The 16,408-nt window shown below is 58.9% G+C and carries 10 protein-coding genes; 7 read left to right on the top strand and 3 right to left on the bottom strand.

Going from position 1 to position 16,408, the window contains the following annotated elements; genetic code table 11:
• Nucleotides 1-31 precede the first annotated feature (31 nt).
• From purL to glnB, 5 genes are all read left to right on the top strand, one after another.
• Nucleotides 32-3,919 carry a phosphoribosylformylglycinamidine synthase gene (gene purL / locus L2I46_RS11865; RefSeq protein ID WP_236947884.1) on the top strand — a complete coding sequence of 1,296 codons (3,888 nt, stop codon included), beginning with the start codon at nt 32-34 and terminating at the stop codon, nt 3,917-3,919.
• Between the two features lie 592 nt (nt 3,920-4,511).
• Nucleotides 4,512-5,933, top strand: a complete 1,422-nt coding sequence (locus tag L2I46_RS11860; RefSeq protein ID WP_074442661.1) for a sensor histidine kinase — start codon at nt 4,512-4,514, stop codon at nt 5,931-5,933.
• 29 nt (nt 5,934-5,962) lie between these two features.
• Nucleotides 5,963-6,649: a two-component system QseEF-associated lipoprotein QseG gene (gene qseG / locus L2I46_RS11855; protein WP_023290659.1), complete on the top strand. Its 687-nt coding sequence runs from the start codon at nt 5,963-5,965 to the stop codon at nt 6,647-6,649.
• Nucleotides 6,636-7,973 carry a two-component system response regulator GlrR gene (glrR, locus tag L2I46_RS11850; protein ID WP_065883064.1) on the top strand — a complete coding sequence of 446 codons (1,338 nt, stop codon included), beginning with the start codon at nt 6,636-6,638 and terminating at the stop codon, nt 7,971-7,973. Before qseG ends, glrR begins: the two co-directional genes overlap by 14 nt.
• Nucleotides 7,974-8,038: 65 nt before the next feature.
• The gene (gene glnB, locus L2I46_RS11845) at nt 8,039-8,377 is read left to right on the top strand and encodes a nitrogen regulatory protein P-II (RefSeq protein ID WP_002914032.1); all 339 of its coding nucleotides are present in this window, start codon (nt 8,039-8,041) and stop codon (nt 8,375-8,377) included.
• Nucleotides 8,378-8,451: 74 nt separating this feature from the next.
• Here the strand turns inward: glnB and hmpA are convergent, their stop codons facing one another.
• The gene (gene hmpA, locus L2I46_RS11840) at nt 8,452-9,642 is read right to left on the bottom strand and encodes an NO-inducible flavohemoprotein (RefSeq protein ID WP_086075122.1); all 1,191 of its coding nucleotides are present in this window, start codon (nt 9,640-9,642) and stop codon (nt 8,452-8,454) included.
• 325 nt (nt 9,643-9,967) lie between these two features.
• Here hmpA and glyA point away from each other — a divergent pair, with 325 nt between their 5' ends.
• A complete protein-coding gene (gene glyA / locus L2I46_RS11835) occupies nt 9,968-11,221 on the top strand; it encodes a serine hydroxymethyltransferase (RefSeq protein WP_002914027.1) in 1,254 nt (417 codons plus the stop codon).
• A 55-nt stretch (nt 11,222-11,276) separates the two neighbouring features.
• Here glyA and L2I46_RS11830 read toward each other — a convergent pair whose 3' ends face one another.
• Both L2I46_RS11830 and L2I46_RS11825 read right to left on the bottom strand, forming a co-directional pair.
• On the bottom strand, nt 11,277-11,699 hold the full coding sequence (locus L2I46_RS11830; protein WP_023290656.1) for a DoxX family protein: 423 nt from the start codon (nt 11,697-11,699) through the stop codon (nt 11,277-11,279).
• 73 nt (nt 11,700-11,772) lie between these two features.
• A complete protein-coding gene (locus L2I46_RS11825; RefSeq protein WP_032453730.1) occupies nt 11,773-12,969 on the bottom strand; it encodes an ROK family transcriptional regulator in 1,197 nt (398 codons plus the stop codon).
• A 112-nt stretch (nt 12,970-13,081) separates the two neighbouring features.
• Here L2I46_RS11825 and L2I46_RS11820 point away from each other — a divergent pair, with 112 nt between their 5' ends.
• Nucleotides 13,082-16,348, top strand: coding sequence for a DUF5107 domain-containing protein (locus tag L2I46_RS11820; protein ID WP_032453729.1), 3,267 nt, complete (start codon nt 13,082-13,084; stop codon nt 16,346-16,348).
• Nucleotides 16,349-16,408: the final 60 nt, after the last annotated feature.

The following is a 16,408-nucleotide window of genomic DNA, read 5'->3' as shown; positions in this document are numbered from 1 at the left end:
TCACCCTGAAAGCTTCGAAGACGAGAGACTTATGATGGAAATTTTGCGTGGTTCACCTGCACTGTCGGCATTCCGTATTAATAAACTGCTGGCACGATTTCAGGCGGCCAACCTTCCGGTAAGCGCCATATATGCCGAGTATATTCATTTTGCCGATCTGAACGCCCCGCTGAGCGCTGACGATCGCGAGCGCCTGGCGCGACTGCTTAAGTATGGCCCGAGCTTAAACAGCCATACCCCGACCGGTAAATTACTGCTCGTGACCCCTCGCCCTGGCACCATCTCTCCCTGGTCTTCTAAAGCTACCGATATCGCCCATAACTGCGGCCTGGCTCAGGTTGTGCGTCTGGAGCGCGGCGTAGCGTATTATGTTGAAGCCTCGACCCTGACCGAAGCGCAGTGGGCCGCGGTGGCGGCGGAACTGCACGACCGCATGATGGAGAGCGTCTTCGACGCGCTGGAAGCGGGCGAAAAGCTGTTCGCTCACCATCAGCCGACGCCGGTGACCAGCGTTGACCTGTTGGGCGAAGGGCGTCAGGCGCTGATTGACGCCAACCTCCGTTTGGGGCTGGCGCTGGCAGATGACGAAATTGACTACCTGCAGGACGCCTTTACCCGTCTGGGACGCAATCCGAACGATATCGAGCTGTATATGTTCGCCCAGGCGAACTCAGAGCACTGTCGTCACAAAATTTTCAACGCCGACTGGATCATCGACGGCGAACAGCAGCCGAAGTCGCTGTTCAAAATGATCAAAAACACCTTCGAAAAAACGCCGGACTACGTCCTGTCGGCCTATAAAGACAACGCCGCGGTGATGGAAGGGTCTGAAGTGGGGCGCTATTTTGCCGACCACCAGACCGGACGCTATGACTTCCATCAGGAGCCGGCGCACATTCTGATGAAGGTGGAAACCCATAACCACCCGACGGCCATCTCCCCATGGCCGGGCGCGGCAACCGGCTCCGGCGGCGAAATCCGCGATGAAGGCGCCACCGGCCGCGGCGCGAAGCCGAAAGCGGGCCTGGTGGGCTTCTCGGTTTCCAACCTGCGCATCCCGGGCTTCGAACAGCCGTGGGAAGAAGATTTCGGCAAGCCGGATCGCATCGTCACCGCCCTGGACATCATGACCGAAGGCCCGCTGGGCGGCGCGGCGTTTAACAACGAATTTGGTCGCCCGGCGCTGAACGGCTACTTCCGCACCTATGAAGAGAAAGTCACCAGCCATAACGGTGAAGAGCTGCGCGGCTACCACAAACCAATCATGCTGGCCGGCGGTATCGGCAACATCCGCGGCGAGCACGTGCAGAAGGGCGAGATTACCGTCGGCGCGAAGCTGATCGTGCTGGGCGGTCCGGCGATGAACATCGGCCTCGGCGGCGGCGCGGCGTCTTCCATGGCCTCCGGCCAGTCCGATGCCGACCTCGATTTCGCCTCCGTCCAGCGTGACAACCCGGAAATGGAGCGTCGCTGTCAGGAAGTGATCGACCGCTGCTGGCAGCTGGGCGACGCCAACCCGATCCTGTTTATCCACGACGTCGGCGCCGGCGGTCTCTCCAACGCCATGCCGGAGCTGGTCAGCGACGGCGGCCGCGGCGGTAAATTCCAGCTGCGCGATATCCTGAGCGATGAGCCAGGCATGAGCCCGCTGGAGATCTGGTGTAACGAATCGCAGGAACGTTATGTCCTGGCGGTCGCCCCGGAGCAACTGCCGCTGTTCGACGAGCTGTGCCGCCGCGAGCGCGCGCCTTATGCGGTTATCGGCGAAGCCACCGCCGAGCAGCACCTGAGCCTGAGCGACAGCCACTTTAACGATCAGCCGATCGATCTGCCGCTGGACGTCCTGCTTGGCAAAACGCCGAAAATGACCCGCGACGTGCAGACCCTGAAAGCCCAGGGCAGCGCGCTGGATCGCCAACCGATTACCATCGCCGATGCGGTTAATCGCGTTCTGCACCTGCCGACGGTGGCCGAGAAAACCTTCCTCGTGACCATCGGCGACCGCACCGTGACCGGCATGGTCGCCCGCGACCAGATGGTCGGCCCGTGGCAGATCCCGGTGGCCAACTGCGCGGTCACCACCGCCAGCCTCGACAGCTACTACGGCGAAGCGATGGCGATGGGCGAGCGCGCCCCGGTTGCTCTGCTGGACTTCGCCGCCTCCGGCCGTCTGGCGGTTGGCGAAGCGCTGACCAATATCGCCGCCACGCAGATTGGCGAGCTGAACCGCGTGAAGCTGTCGGCTAACTGGATGGCCGCCGCCGGCCACCCGGGCGAAGACGCGGGTCTGTATGAGGCGGTGAAAGCGGTGGGCGAAGAGCTGTGCCCGGCGCTGGGCCTGACCATTCCGGTCGGCAAAGACTCAATGTCGATGAAAACCCGCTGGCAGGAAGGCAGCGAGCAGCGTGAGATGACCTCTCCGCTGTCGCTGGTGATCTCCGCCTTCGCTCGTGTCGAAGATGTTCGTCATACCGTCACGCCGCAGCTCTCGACGGAAGATAACGCCCTGCTGCTGATCGACCTCGGTAAAGGGCACAACGCGCTGGGCGCGACGGCGCTGGCGCAGGTCTATCGCCAGCTCGGCGACAAGCCGGCTGACGTGCGCGATGTCGCGCAGCTGAAAGGCTTCTGGGAGGCGATGCAGGCCCTGGTGGCGCAGCGTAAACTGCTGGCCTACCACGACCGCTCCGACGGCGGCCTGTTGGTCACCCTGGCGGAAATGGCCTTTACCGGCCACTGTGGACTGGAAGCGGATATCGCCGCGCTGGGCGACGACCGTCTGGCGGCGCTGTTCAACGAAGAGCTGGGGGCGGTGATTCAGGTCCGCGCCGCAGACCGTGAGGCAGTGGAAGCCATTCTGGCGGTTAACGGCCTGGCGGACTGCGTGCATTACCTCGGTAAAGCGGTCGAGGGCGATCGCTTCGTGCTGACCGCCAGCGGTCAGACGGTGTTTAGCGAAAGCCGCACCACCCTGCGCATGTGGTGGGCGGAAACCACCTGGCAGATGCAGCGTCTGCGCGACAACCCGGCCTGCGCCGATCAGGAGCACGAGGCGAAAGCCAACGACGCCGATCCGGGCCTTAATGTGAAGCTCTCGTTTGATATTAATGACGACGTCGCCGCGTCGTACATTGCCACCGGCGCGCGTCCGAAAGTGGCCGTCCTGCGCGAGCAGGGGGTGAACTCTCACGTTGAAATGGCGGCAGCCTTCCATCGCGCCGGCTTTGACGCCATCGACGTGCATATGAGCGACCTGCTGGCGGGCCGCACCGGTCTGGGCGATTTCCATGCCCTGGTGGCCTGCGGCGGCTTCTCCTACGGCGACGTGCTGGGGGCAGGCGAAGGCTGGGCGAAGTCGATTCTGTTCAACGAGCGCGTGCGCGATGAGTTCGCGACCTTCTTCCATCGTCCGCAGACCCTGGCGCTCGGCGTGTGCAACGGCTGCCAGATGATGTCCAACCTGCGCGAGCTGATCCCGGGCAGCGACCTGTGGCCGCGCTTTGTGCGCAACCAGTCTGACCGCTTTGAAGCGCGCTTCAGCCTGGTGGAAGTGACGCAAAGCCCGTCTCTGCTGCTGGAAGGCATGGTTGGCTCGCGGATGCCGATTGCGGTCTCCCACGGCGAAGGGCAGGTGGAAGTGCGCGACAGCGCGCATCTGGCCCAGCTGGAGAGCAAAGGTCTGGTAGCGCTGCGCTTCCTGGACAACTTCGGCAAAGTGACCGAAACCTATCCGGCGAACCCGAACGGTTCCCCGAACGGTATCACTGCGGTGACCAGCGAAAGCGGGCGTGCGACCATCATGATGCCGCACCCGGAACGCGTCTTCCGCACCGTAAGCAACTCCTGGCACCCGGAAAACTGGGGCGAAGACAGCCCGTGGATGCGTATCTTCCGCAACGCGCGTAAACAGCTGGGTTAATCTTCCCGAAGCGTGTCTCACGAACGTATCGGCCCCCTGCTCAGGCAGGGGGCTTTTTTTTATCTGTGACGGCCGGCACGCCAGGGTGTCGGGAATCACCGACAACTGGCATATTGCAGTGTCGCCAAAAGGCGACACTTAAGTTATTGATTTAAATGATGAGTAAACTGGGGCATATTTAGTGTCGCTAATCGGCGACATCATGGATAAAAAGTATACAGCGCTGGAATGGTTGGATTTTATGGTAAAAGTCATATATATCAACGTGTTAATAAAATGTTTTGAAAGATGGCATAGTTCATGCATAATATTAACCAGTGGCTCATTCACCTTCTTATGTCAGCCCCTTCGGGACGCGCTACATAAACTTCGAATGACGCACAAACAGGTGCCTGCCGTCCAACTCCTGATAACAGCCTGGCTTTATCAGACATCGGGCGAAACGTCGAGTAAGGCACCGCCTCATTTCTCAACAAAGCCAGGCCTTGCGCCTGGCTTTGTTGTTTCTGCGGCGCCGTGGCGACGGGTATCGCTTTTCTCCGCCGCGCTCCTCAGTTAGCATCGACCAGAGCTAATGATTGAGACCACACCCTTGAAGCGACTCTCTCTTTTTCCCCGTTCGCTGCGTCAGCTGGTGACGCTCTCCTTTGTGCTGATCCTGCTGCCGTTGCTGGTGCTGGCCTGGCAGGCCTGGCAGAGCCTCAATGCCCTCAGCGCCCAGGCGGCGCATATCAACCGCACTACGCTGGTCGATGCCCGCCGCAGCGAGGCGATGATCAATGCCGCGCTGGAGATGGAGCGCAGCTATCGCCAGTACTGCGTGCTGGACGATCCGACGCTGGCGCGCGTCTATCAAAACCAGCGGCAGCGCTACAGCCAGATGCTGGACGCGCACGCCGGCGTGCTGCCGGACGAGAAGCTCTGGCAGGCGCTGCGCCAGGATGTCAGCGATCTGGCGCAGCTGCAGTGTAACAACAGCGGCCCCGACGCCCAGGCAGCCGCCAGACTGGAAGTGTTCGCCAGTAATAACAGCGACATGGTCCAGGCGACCCGGGCGGTGGTCTATTCCCGCGGCCAGCAGCTGCAGCAGGAGATTGCCGAGCGCGGCCAGTTTTTCGGCTGGCAGGCGCTGGTGCTGTTTCTGCTGAGCCTGGCGCTGGTGCTGCTTTTTACCCGCATGATCATCGGCCCGGTGAAAGGCATCGAAAGAATGATCAACCAGCTGGGGGCAGGGAAGTCGCTGGACGACGCGGCATTGTTTACCGGCCCGCGCGAGCTGCGCTCGGTGGGCAAGCGCATTATCTGGCTCAGCGAGCGCCTGGCATGGCTGGAGTCGCAGCGGCATCAGTTTCTTCGCCATCTGTCGCATGAGCTGAAAACCCCGCTGGCCAGTATGCGTGAAGGCACCGAGCTGTTGGCCGACCGTGTCGCCGGGCCGCTGACGCCGGAGCAGCAGGAGATCGTCGAGATCCTCGACAGCAGCAGCCGCAACCTGCAAAAGCTGATTGAACAGCTGCTGGACTACAACCGCAAACAGGCCGACGGCCCGGTAGCCCGGGAAGAAGTGGACCTGGTGGAGCTGGTGGAAAACGTCGTGGCGGCGCACAGTTTGCCCGCGCGGGCTAAACTGATGCATACCGAGCTGGCGCTGCAGGCGCGGCATTGTCTGGCAGAGCCTGCGCTATTGATAAGCGTAATGGATAATCTCTACTCCAATGCGGTGCACTATGGCGCTGAATCCGGTAACATTCGTATCCATAGCTACCGGCACGGAGAGCAGGTGCGTATTGATGTCGCCAACAGCGGCGAACCGATCCCGGCCGCGGAAAAGAATATGATTTTTGAGCCCTTTTACCAGGGGAGTCACCAGCGTAAAGGGGCCGTAAAAGGCAGTGGACTGGGGTTAAGCATCGCCCGCGACTGCGTCCGTCAGATGCAAGGGGAGCTCAGTCTGGTTGACGCCCCCGCCGGGCAGGTCTGTTTTCGCATTACGCTTCCCTCAGCGCTGGAATAATCCAACTAATGAATCGATATCGGGGAACTATGTCCCAATTCCTGGCCTGGCGCCGTTCCCTTAGCGGATGGCTGCTCTCAGGCATTGCTTGTCTGACGCTGGCGGGGTGTTCCGCCGGCTTCTCGCCGCATAGTGCGGAAGGTGCCGCCGCCCCCGGGCAGGCGCAGCATCAGGTGGCCGATTTTGTCGCGGTGGACTGCGCCGATATCTGGGCGCACAGCAGCGATGCCAGCGACAAAAACCCCCTCTACTGGCTGCGGGGCATTGACTGCGCCGATCGTCTCGCGCCGGCGCAGGCGCGAGCGGAGGCGAAACGCCATACCGACGACAGCTGGCAGGACGCGTTCCGCCGCGGCATTCTGCTTGCCGATGCCAAAATTACCCCTGACGAGCGCCGCGAGCTGGTGGCGCGTCTCGACACCTTCAGCCCGCAAATCGCCGTTCAGGTCCGCCCGCTGTATCAGCTCTGGCGCGACGGGCAGGCCCGTCAGCTGCAGCTGGTGGAGGAGCGAGCCCGCTACGCGAAGCTTCAGCAGTCCAGCGATAGCGAGCTGGAGACGTTGCGCCAGCAGGAGCAGTCGCTGCGCGAACAGCTGGAGTTGACCACCCGTAAGCTGGAGAATCTGACGGATATTGAACGCCAGCTCTCCAGCCGCAAGCCGGGCGGCAATTTCGGCAGCGAAAAAGTGCCGGAGGTGATCCATGACGATCCGTAAACCGGCGCGTTTGCTGCTGGTGGATGACGATCAGGGGCTGCTGAAGCTGCTGGGCATGCGCCTGGTCAGCGAAGGCTATAGCGTGGTCACCGCCGAGAGCGGCCCGGAAGCGCTGCGCGTGCTGGGGCGTGAGAAGGTGGATCTGGTGATTAGCGATCTGCGGATGGATGAAATGGACGGTCTGCAGCTGTTCAGTGAGATCCAGAAGGGGCAGCCCGGCATGCCGGTGATCATTCTCACCGCCCATGGCTCGATCCCCGACGCGGTGGCGGCCACCCAGCAGGGCGTCTTCAGCTTCCTGACTAAGCCGGTTGATAAAGACGCCTTGTATCAAGCCATTGATGAGGCGCTGGAGCAGCGCTCGCCAGCCACCGATGAAGCCTGGCGTCAGGCCATTGTCACCCGCAGCCCGCTGATGCTGCGCCTGCTCGAGCAGGCCGGGATGGTGGCGCAATCCGACGTTAGCGTGCTGATTAACGGCCAGAGCGGGACCGGGAAGGAGATAGTCGCCCAGGCGATCCACAACGCCAGCCCGCGTCATGACAAGCCGTTCGTGGCGATTAACTGCGGCGCGTTGCCGGAACAGCTGCTCGAGTCCGAACTGTTCGGCCATGCGCGGGGCGCCTTTACCGGCGCGGTCAGCAACCGCGAAGGGTTATTCCAGGCCGCCGAAGGCGGTACGCTGTTTCTCGATGAGATTGGCGATATGCCGGTCGCCCTGCAGGTGAAGCTGCTGCGCGTCCTGCAGGAGCGTAAGGTACGCCCGCTCGGCAGCAACCGCGATATCGAGATCAACGTGCGGATCATCTCCGCCACCCACCGCGACCTGCCGAAGGCGATGGCTCGCGGCGAGTTTCGCGAAGATCTGTTCTATCGCCTCAATGTGGTTAACCTGAAGATCCCGCCGCTCTCCGAACGCACGGAAGATATTCCGCTGTTAGCCAACCATCTGCTGCGTCAGTCCGCCGATCGCCATAAGCCGTTCGTGCGGGCGTTTTCCAGCGATGCGATGAAGCGGCTGATGGCCGCCAACTGGCCGGGCAATGTGCGCCAGCTGGTGAACGTGATTGAGCAGTGCGTGGCCCTGACCTCGTCGCCGGTGATCGGCGATGCGCTGGTGGAGCAGGCGCTGGAGGGCGAGAACACCGCCCTGCCGACCTTCGTGGAGGCGCGCAATCAGTTTGAGCTGAACTACCTGCGCAAGCTGCTGCAGATTACCAGGGGCAACGTCACCCACGCCGCGCGGATGGCTGGACGCAACCGCACTGAATTCTATAAGCTGCTGTCGCGCCATGAGCTCGACGCCAACGACTTTAAAGAGTAGCTCCGCAACATAGCGCAAGTTATGATACGGTAAGCAACCGGTTACGCGACTAAGACAGGAACACCATGAAAAAGATTGATGCGATTATTAAACCTTTCAAACTGGATGACGTGCGTGAAGCGCTGGCCGAAGTCGGCATCACCGGGATGACGGTAACGGAAGTGAAAGGCTTTGGCCGCCAGAAAGGGCACACCGAACTCTACCGCGGCGCGGAGTATATGGTGGATTTTCTGCCGAAAGTGAAAATTGAAATCGTGGTGACCGACGATATCGTCGATACCTGTGTGGATACCATCATCCGTACCGCGCAGACCGGCAAAATCGGTGACGGTAAAATCTTTGTCTTTGATGTCGCGCGCGTGATTCGTATCCGTACCGGCGAAGAAGACGACGCGGCGATTTAACGCTCGCCGCTCGCTGTAGTATTGCCGGGTGGCGCTGCGCTTACCCGGCCTACAAATCCCCGCGTCGTCGGGGCTTACAGCACCTTATGCGGCCCGAAGCATTCGTAATGAATGTTGCCGCTGCTCACGCCCAGATCTACCAGCTGCTTCGCGGCAAACTGCATAAACGCCACCGGGCCGCAGAGATAGAACTGCATTTGCGGGTCGCCGATCTTGCCGGCCAGGGCCGTTAAATCCATCAAACCTTCGCTATCAAACGCGTCGGATTCACGGTCCGCTTCGCTCGGGCTGCGGTACCAGACGTGAGATGTAAACTTCGGCAGGGTTTCACCCAGCGTTTTAACTTCGTCCGCGAAGGCGTGCACGTCGCCGTTCTCTGCCGCATGGAACCAGTTCACCTGACCCTGGTGGCGGCTTTTCGCCAGCGCATCCAGCATCGCCAGCATCGGCGTTTGCCCGACGCCGCCGGAGAGCAGAGTGACCGGCGTCTGCGGCTCAACGTTAAGGAAGAAGTCCCCGGCCGGCGCCGCCAGATAGACCACATCGCCTTCGCTGGCATGGTTATGCAGCCAGCTGGAAACCTGGCCGCCTTCTTCGCGTTTAACCGCGATGCGGTAGCCCTTGCCGTCCGCTTTGCGGGTCAGGGAGTACTGGCGAATTTCCTGATATTCGAAATCTTCCGGCTTCAGCCAGATGGCCAGATACTGGCCAGGCTGGTAATCGGCGACCGGCTGGCCGTCGACCGGCTCGAGCTCAAAGCTGGTGATAAGCTGGCTGCGCGGGGTTTTCTTCACGATGCGGAACGCGCGGGTCCCTTCCCAGCCGCCGGTTTTACTGGCGTTTTGCTGATAGATCTCGGCTTCGCGGCCGATAAAGACGTTCGCCAGCACGCCGTAAGCTTTCCCCCAGGCATCAAGGACTTCCTGACCCGGGCTGAACATTTCATCGAGGGTCGCCAGCAGATGGCTGCCCACGATGTTGTACTGCTCCGGTTTGATCTGGAAACTGGTGTGTTTCTGGGCGATTTTTTCCACCGCCGGCAGCAGGGCGGGCAGGTTATCGATATTGCTGGCGTAGGCGGCAATGGCGTTGAACAACGCTTCTCGCTGGTCGCCGTTGCGCTGGTTGCTCATATTGAAGATCTCTTTGAGCTCCGGGTTATGCGCAAACATACGATCGTAGAAATGGGCGGTTAATTTTGGTCCAGTCTCTACCAGCAGGGGGATGGTGGCTTTGACCGTAGCGATGGTTTGAGCGTCGAGCATAGCGTGCTTCCTTGTGTGTTACTTTAATGATGTATTTTAAATGCATCTTAAGGAAATAACCCTGCGTTGTAAATGGTTCTTTAACACTTTCCGCCGTTGCAGTTACAACATGAAGAATTTGCATCACAATCCTGAAAAGAAATCCGTTGATACTGAGAGAGGCGTTATTGCTCAAAGCCTTGTGTCATGCGGAGCCAAACGTTTGCGTAAAATCCTTTGTCAAGACCTGTTATCACAGAATGATTCGGTTATACTGTGGGCCGTTGTCCAATCGGACCGCCTTTTTAGGCCGAAATTTTATTGTTAGCTGAGTCAGGAGATGCGGATGTTAAAGCGTGAAATGAACATTGCCGATTATGATGCCGAACTGTGGCAGGCTATGGAGCAGGAAAAAGTACGTCAGGAAGAGCACATCGAACTGATCGCCTCCGAAAACTACACCAGTCCGCGCGTGATGCAGGCGCAGGGCTCTCAGCTGACCAACAAATATGCTGAAGGATATCCGGGCAAGCGTTACTACGGCGGCTGCGAATATGTCGACGTGGTTGAGCAGCTGGCTATCGACCGCGCGAAAGAGCTGTTCGGCGCTGACTATGCTAACGTCCAGCCGCACTCCGGCTCCCAGGCTAACTTTGCCGTCTACACCGCGCTGCTGCAGCCGGGCGATACCGTGCTGGGGATGAACCTGGCGCAGGGCGGCCACCTGACTCACGGCTCTCCGGTTAACTTCTCCGGCAAACTGTACAACATCATCCCTTACGGTATTGATGAGTCCGGCAAAATTGACTATGACGACATGGCGAAGCAGGCTCAGGAACATAAACCGAAGATGATCATCGGTGGTTTCTCCGCTTACTCCGGTATCGTTGACTGGGCAAAAATGCGTGAAATCGCTGACAGCATCGGCGCATACCTGTTTGTCGATATGGCGCACGTGGCAGGCCTGATTGCCGCTGGCGTGTATCCGAACCCGGTTCCGCATGCTCACGTCGTGACCACCACCACCCACAAAACCCTGGCGGGTCCGCGCGGCGGCCTGATCCTGGCGAAAGGCGGTAGCGAAGAGCTGTACAAGAAACTGAACTCTGCGGTATTCCCAAGCGCGCAGGGCGGCCCGCTGATGCACGTTATCGCGGCGAAAGCGGTGGCGCTGAAAGAAGCGATGGAGCCAGAGTTTAAAGTTTACCAGCAGCAGGTTGCGAAAAACGCCAAAGCGATGGTGGAAGTGTTCCTGAACCGCGGCTACAAAGTGGTGTCTGGCGGTACTGAGAACCATCTGTTCCTGCTGGACCTGGTGGATAAAAACCTGACCGGTAAAGAAGCTGACGCTGCCCTGGGCCGCGCCAACATCACCGTCAACAAAAACAGCGTGCCGAACGATCCGAAGAGCCCGTTCGTAACCTCCGGTATCCGTATCGGTTCTCCGGCAGTGACTCGCCGCGGCTTTAAAGAAGCGGAAGTCAAAGAGCTGGCTGGCTGGATGTGTGACGTGCTGGACAATATCAATGACGACGCGGTCATTGAGCGCGTGAAAGGCAAAGTCCTGGATATCTGCGCCCGCTTCCCGGTTTATGCGTAAGCGTTAGCGTTGACATCAAAAAGGCCGCGTTTGCGGCCTTTTTTGCGTCTGGGGATTAGCGGCGGTCGAGCGAAATCGCTCCGGGGCCGGTTACCGCCAGCAGCAGGAAAGCGCCGGCGATGCTGACGTTTTTCCAGAAGTTAATCATGTTCGGCAATACCGCATCGCCAGTCATATCCCAGTAGTGATGGCCAATCACCGCGGTGCCCAGGGTGTAGAAGATAAAGATGACCGCCAGCGGGCGGGTGAAAAAGCCCAGCACAATTAAAATGGCGGCAGGCACTTCCATAATGACGGCGATAATCGCCGCCAGGGTCGGCATCGGCGCGCCGGAGGCGGCCATGTACTGCACCGTACCGTCAAAGCCCAGCAGTTTGGGGTAGCCAAAAAGAATAAACAGAACTACCACGGCGATGCGGGCGATAAGCAGTAGCAGAGAGCGGGATGCGCCAAAATCAAAATAGCGGAGTGTGTTCATAATCAGCTCGTTATGAGAGACGTGTGATTTAAACGTAATACACAAATTTGCGCTCCGCCACGTTCGTTTATGACTAAACCAGCGTCTGCAACTGCTCCTCAACGTACAGATAGCCTATCCCCATCAGCTGCTGGGCGCGGGTCAGCTGGCCAAAGCCAATTTGGGTGGCGTGCGCTCGCGGCGTATCACCATGATCAAATGGGTTGAAACCCGTTTGTTTGACGATATTTTCCAGCCACTGCTCACCAAAGGCGCAGCTGCGCCCGTAAAGCCAGATCTGATTAATATTTAATATATTCAGGAAATTATACAGGCTTAAGCCAATAGCGTTGGCGGCGTTATCCACCCATGCGCGAAGTTGCACATCTCCCTGTTCCCAGGCCTCAATGAGTGATGCCGTGGTTAACTGCTCCGGGGAGCGCCGCGCCTCAGGCTGGGTTTTAAGCCACATCCGCGCCTGTTTTTTCAACGCGCTGAGGGAGGCTACGGTTTCAAGACAGCCATATCTCCCGCAGTCGCAGGCTTTGCCGTCAGGATTCACAATCGTGTGTCCAATCTGCCCGCTGCCGTAGAGGCTTCCGCGATAAATATGATCGTTAATCACAAATGACGAGCCGATACCATAGTCAACGTTGATCACGCAGAAATCCGGCTGCAGACCCTGATGCTGCCACTTCTCCGCCAGCGCCAGCATCACGCAGTCATTATCCACCCGCACCTGCACGCCGAGCTGTTCCTCAAGGAGGTACTTTATTTCGATCGGTGTTTTCCAGCGCGCCTGAGGCATAGTTTGAGACACGCCGGTGATCGGATCAACCTGCCCATGGACGCCAAGCGCGAGATTGATGGTGTGCTGCGGGTAGCGGCGGTGGATACGCCGCCAGCATTCCACGATGGCCTCCAGCAGAGCCTGCGGCGTCGGTGGGTCTATGGGCAAATGGTGGTGGCCGTCAACTGCCAGTAGACGGGCGTCGGCAAGCTGATACTCAATACTGGTCGGCGTAATATTCATGCATAGCGTCCAGGCTCCGCGCGCGGGGATCTGGTAACTTCCGCTGTTCACGCCGCGTTTGCTCATTTTTTCTGTGGAATGATCGATCAGTCCCTCGCTGAGCAGCTCTTCAAGAATATTGCTCACCGCCGGAATAGAGAGCCCGGTGAGCTGAGAAAGCTGGGATTTACTCAACTGCTTCTCCCGCCAGAGATGAGCCAGAAAAATGGATTTATTGGCCTGTCTGACCCGGGCGTTATTTAAACCGGTGCGCTGCATACACTTAACTCCCTTAACTATATTGCGTGAGCGTTGCGCATTTTAGCAGCTAAATGGCGATATAAACTCCTTTCAAAGCGAATTTTATATAACTTTGTTTAGTGGAGGCGTCATGTACGGTTCGGTTAAGGTCTGGCAGGAAATAATTACATTACCTACGTGGACGACGGGGGCGGAGGATCCGAACCCCATGTTTCTGGAAAAACGCGTTTATCAAGGCTCCTCCGGTAACGTCTATCCCTACGGCGTGATTGACACCCTGACCGGCGAACGTGAGATGCGTGATTATCAGGCAGTATGGATGGAGAATGATTTCATTCGAATTATGCTGTTACCGGAACTCGGCGGCCGTATTCATCGTGCGTATGACAAGGTCAAACAGCGCGATTTCGTCTACTACAACGAAGTGGTGAAACCCGCGTTGGTTGGGCTATTAGGGCCTTGGATCTCCGGCGGTATCGAGTTCAACTGGCCTCAGCACCATCGTCCAACCACTTTTATGCCCGTTGATTTCACCATTACGCAGGGTGAACACGGTGAACAAACGGTGTGGATGGGGGAAGTCGAACCGATGCGCGGCTTACAGTTGATGGCTGGCTTCACGCTGTACCCGGACAGGGCGCTCGTGGAAATTACCGGCAAAGTGTTTAACGGTAACGCCACGCCGCGCCATTTCCTGTGGTGGTCAAACCCAGCGGTGAAGGGGGGAGACGATCACCAGAGCGTATTCCCGCCAGACGTCACGGCGGTGTTCGATCACGGTAAACGTGCCGTCTCGTCATTTCCTATTGCCACCGGTACCTATTACAAAGTGGACTATTCCGCGGGTGTCGATATCTCTCGCTATAAGAATGTGCCAGTCCCCACTTCCTACATGGCGGAAAAGTCAGAATATGATTTTGTCGGCGCCTGGCATCACGGCGAGCGCGGTGGCTTGCTGCACGTGGCGGATCATCACATCTCGCCCGGAAAAAAACAGTGGTCATGGGGTCACGGCGAGTTTGGTCAGGCTTGGGATCGTCAGTTGACCGACGAAAACGGCCCTTACATTGAGCTGATGACCGGGGTGTACACCGATAACCAGCCGGACTTCACCTGGCTTGCACCGTATGAAGAGAAGGTTTTTGTACAGAATTTTCTCCCCTACAGTGAGCTATCGTCGGTGCAGAACGCCAGTACCCGGCTGGTGATGCGTCTTGAACGTCAGGCGTCGCAGCTGGCGCTGGGGCTGTATGCCGTTGCGCCGCTGCACGACGTGCGGGTGGAAATTCGCGATGGCGAGCAAACGCTGTGGCGTACGCAGGTGACGCTGGAGCCGGGCGAAAGCTGGCAGGAGACGCTGGCGGAGGGGTGGCCGCAGCGCCTGACCATGGCGGTGTTAGCCAGCGATGGTACGCCGCTGCTGCAGTATGAGGAGCACATTCCCGAAGCGACGCCGCTGCCCAACGCCGCCAGCGCGCCAAAGCAGCCACACGAATTGCATAACCCTGAAGAACTTTATTTCATCGGCCAGCATATTGAGCAGTACAACCACGCCAGCCGTTACGCCGAGGATTATTACCGTAGGGCCATTGAACTGGACCCGGAGGACTATCGCAATAACGTGGCGCTGGGCAATCTGGCGCTGAACCGTGCCGACTGGCTGATGGCGCAGCGCTGTGCTGAATCGGCGCTGGCTCGAGCACATCGACTGAACAAGAACCCACGCGATGGAGAAGCTAGTCTACTGCTGGGGGCGGCTTTCGAGCGTCAGGGCGAAGTGAGCAAAGCATGGGATAGCTACTATAAGGCAAGCTGGAGCGGCAACTGCCGCGATGCGGCGTTTTATTCGTTGGCGCGGCTGGCGATGGTGCGCGGCGATGAGGCTGACGCGCTGGCAAAGGTTGAACTCAGCCTGCAGTTTAATGGCAGTAATAACCTCGCGATGGGGTTGAAAGCGCTGGCGCTTGCAACAACGCAGAGTCAACAGACGGCGTTGACCTACATTGACCTGGCGTTGAAAACGCACCCGCTGAGCTATGTGTTGCACTATGCGCGTTGGGCCATTAGCGGCGATGAGGCGTCGGGCGACGCATTGCGTCAGGTGACCGGGGGACGAGGTATTAACGCCAGTACGCTGGCGGGGTGGCTGGTATCGCTGGGTAAAAAGCAGGCGGCTAGCGAACTGCTGGCGCTGCTGGACTGTCAGGAAACATTGCCGCTGCTTTGGCAGGCTTCGCTCAGCGACAACCCGCAGTCATATCTACTTAATGCCCAGCGCAGTTTTGCCAAATGCGTCCGCTTCCCCAATACGCTCGATGAAGTAGTGATGCTGCAATCTCTGCAACAGGACGCCTTTGCCTGTTATCTGCTCGGTTGCTTCTGGTACAGCAAACGTCGCTATGATGATGCCATTGCCTGCTGGCAGCAGACGCTGGCGCAACAGCCCGACTTTGCGCCCGTGCACCGGTTGTTGGGGATCTACGCCTGGAATAAACAGCATAACGCCCAACTGGCGAGCCGCTATTTACAACAAGCGGTGGCACTGGAGCCAGACAACGCCCGCTTCTTATTTGAGCTGGATTATCTCAACAAACAGCAGGGCCAGAGTCGGGAAGCGCGGCTGGCGTTACTGACGCCGCGTCGCGAAGTGGTGCTCAAGCGTGACGATCTCACTGCCGAGCTGCTCAGCCTGTGGAATGGCGTTGGGGAATATGCCGAGGCGGCGCAGGTGCTGCGCGAACGCGATTTCCATCCTTGGGAGGGCGGGGAAGGGAAGGTAACGGGGCAGTATCTGCTTAACCAAATCCATCGTGCGCTGACGGCGATGTCCCTGGGCGATAGCGGCCTGGCGATAGAATTACTACAGCAGGGGCTACGCTATCCGCTGAACCTGGGGGAAGGGCGCTTGCCGGGGCAGACCGATAACGACATCTGGTATCTGCTGGCGCACTGCCATCAAATGCGAGGCGAAGACGCGCTGGCCGTTCAGGCGCTGTCGCGGGCGCTGCTGGGGGATTACGGCCTGAGCGCCGGGCGTTACTACAATGACCAGCCTGCTGACTATTTGTTCTGGCAGGGTATGGCGATGCGGGCAAACGGTCAGTCTTCTGAAGCGGATGCGCATTTCCACAGCTTCCTCGACTGGGTAGAACAACAGCGTGACTGCGTGCCGGAAACGGACTTCTTTGCCGTATCGCTGCCGGATCTGGTGGCGCTGGATGTCAGCCCGGAGCAGCAACATCAGCAGCACTGCTTGTTTATTGAAGCGCTGGGCCATCTGGGGCTGGGGAATGTATCCGCCAGCCAGCAGGCGATGCAGCGGCTTCTGCAGCTGAACCCGGCTCACGATAAGGCGCATCTGATTCGTCATGCCCTGCAAAGCGGCATTTTTTCCTGAACCTCAATGGGCGGGCCTGGCCCGCCTGAACCCTACTGTTCCCTGCGTTTCCCTTATAGA

The sequence above is a fragment of the Klebsiella sp. 2019SCSN059 genome (assembly GCF_021739525.1).
Lineage (GTDB): Bacteria > Pseudomonadota > Gammaproteobacteria > Enterobacterales > Enterobacteriaceae > Klebsiella > Klebsiella quasipneumoniae.
This window is presented reverse-complemented; position numbering and strand designations above follow the sequence as displayed.

Excerpts from the sequence above, each read along its gene's own strand:
- purL (WP_236947884.1), top strand. The coding sequence starts at position 32 with ATGATGGAAATTTTGCGTGGTTCACCTGCACTGTCGGCATTCCGTATT.
- qseG (WP_023290659.1), top strand. The coding sequence starts at position 5,963 with ATGTCCCAATTCCTGGCCTGGCGCCGTTCCCTTAGCGGATGGCTGCTC.
- glrR (WP_065883064.1), top strand. The coding sequence starts at position 6,636 with ATGACGATCCGTAAACCGGCGCGTTTGCTGCTGGTGGATGACGATCAG.
- glnB (WP_002914032.1), top strand. The coding sequence starts at position 8,039 with ATGAAAAAGATTGATGCGATTATTAAACCTTTCAAACTGGATGACGTG.
- hmpA (WP_086075122.1), bottom strand. The coding sequence starts at position 9,642 with ATGCTCGACGCTCAAACCATCGCTACGGTCAAAGCCACCATCCCCCTG.
- glyA (WP_002914027.1), top strand. The coding sequence starts at position 9,968 with ATGTTAAAGCGTGAAATGAACATTGCCGATTATGATGCCGAACTGTGG.
- L2I46_RS11830 (WP_023290656.1), bottom strand. The coding sequence starts at position 11,699 with ATGAACACACTCCGCTATTTTGATTTTGGCGCATCCCGCTCTCTGCTA.
- L2I46_RS11825 (WP_032453730.1), bottom strand. The coding sequence starts at position 12,969 with ATGCAGCGCACCGGTTTAAATAACGCCCGGGTCAGACAGGCCAATAAA.
- L2I46_RS11820 (WP_032453729.1), top strand. The coding sequence starts at position 13,082 with ATGTACGGTTCGGTTAAGGTCTGGCAGGAAATAATTACATTACCTACG.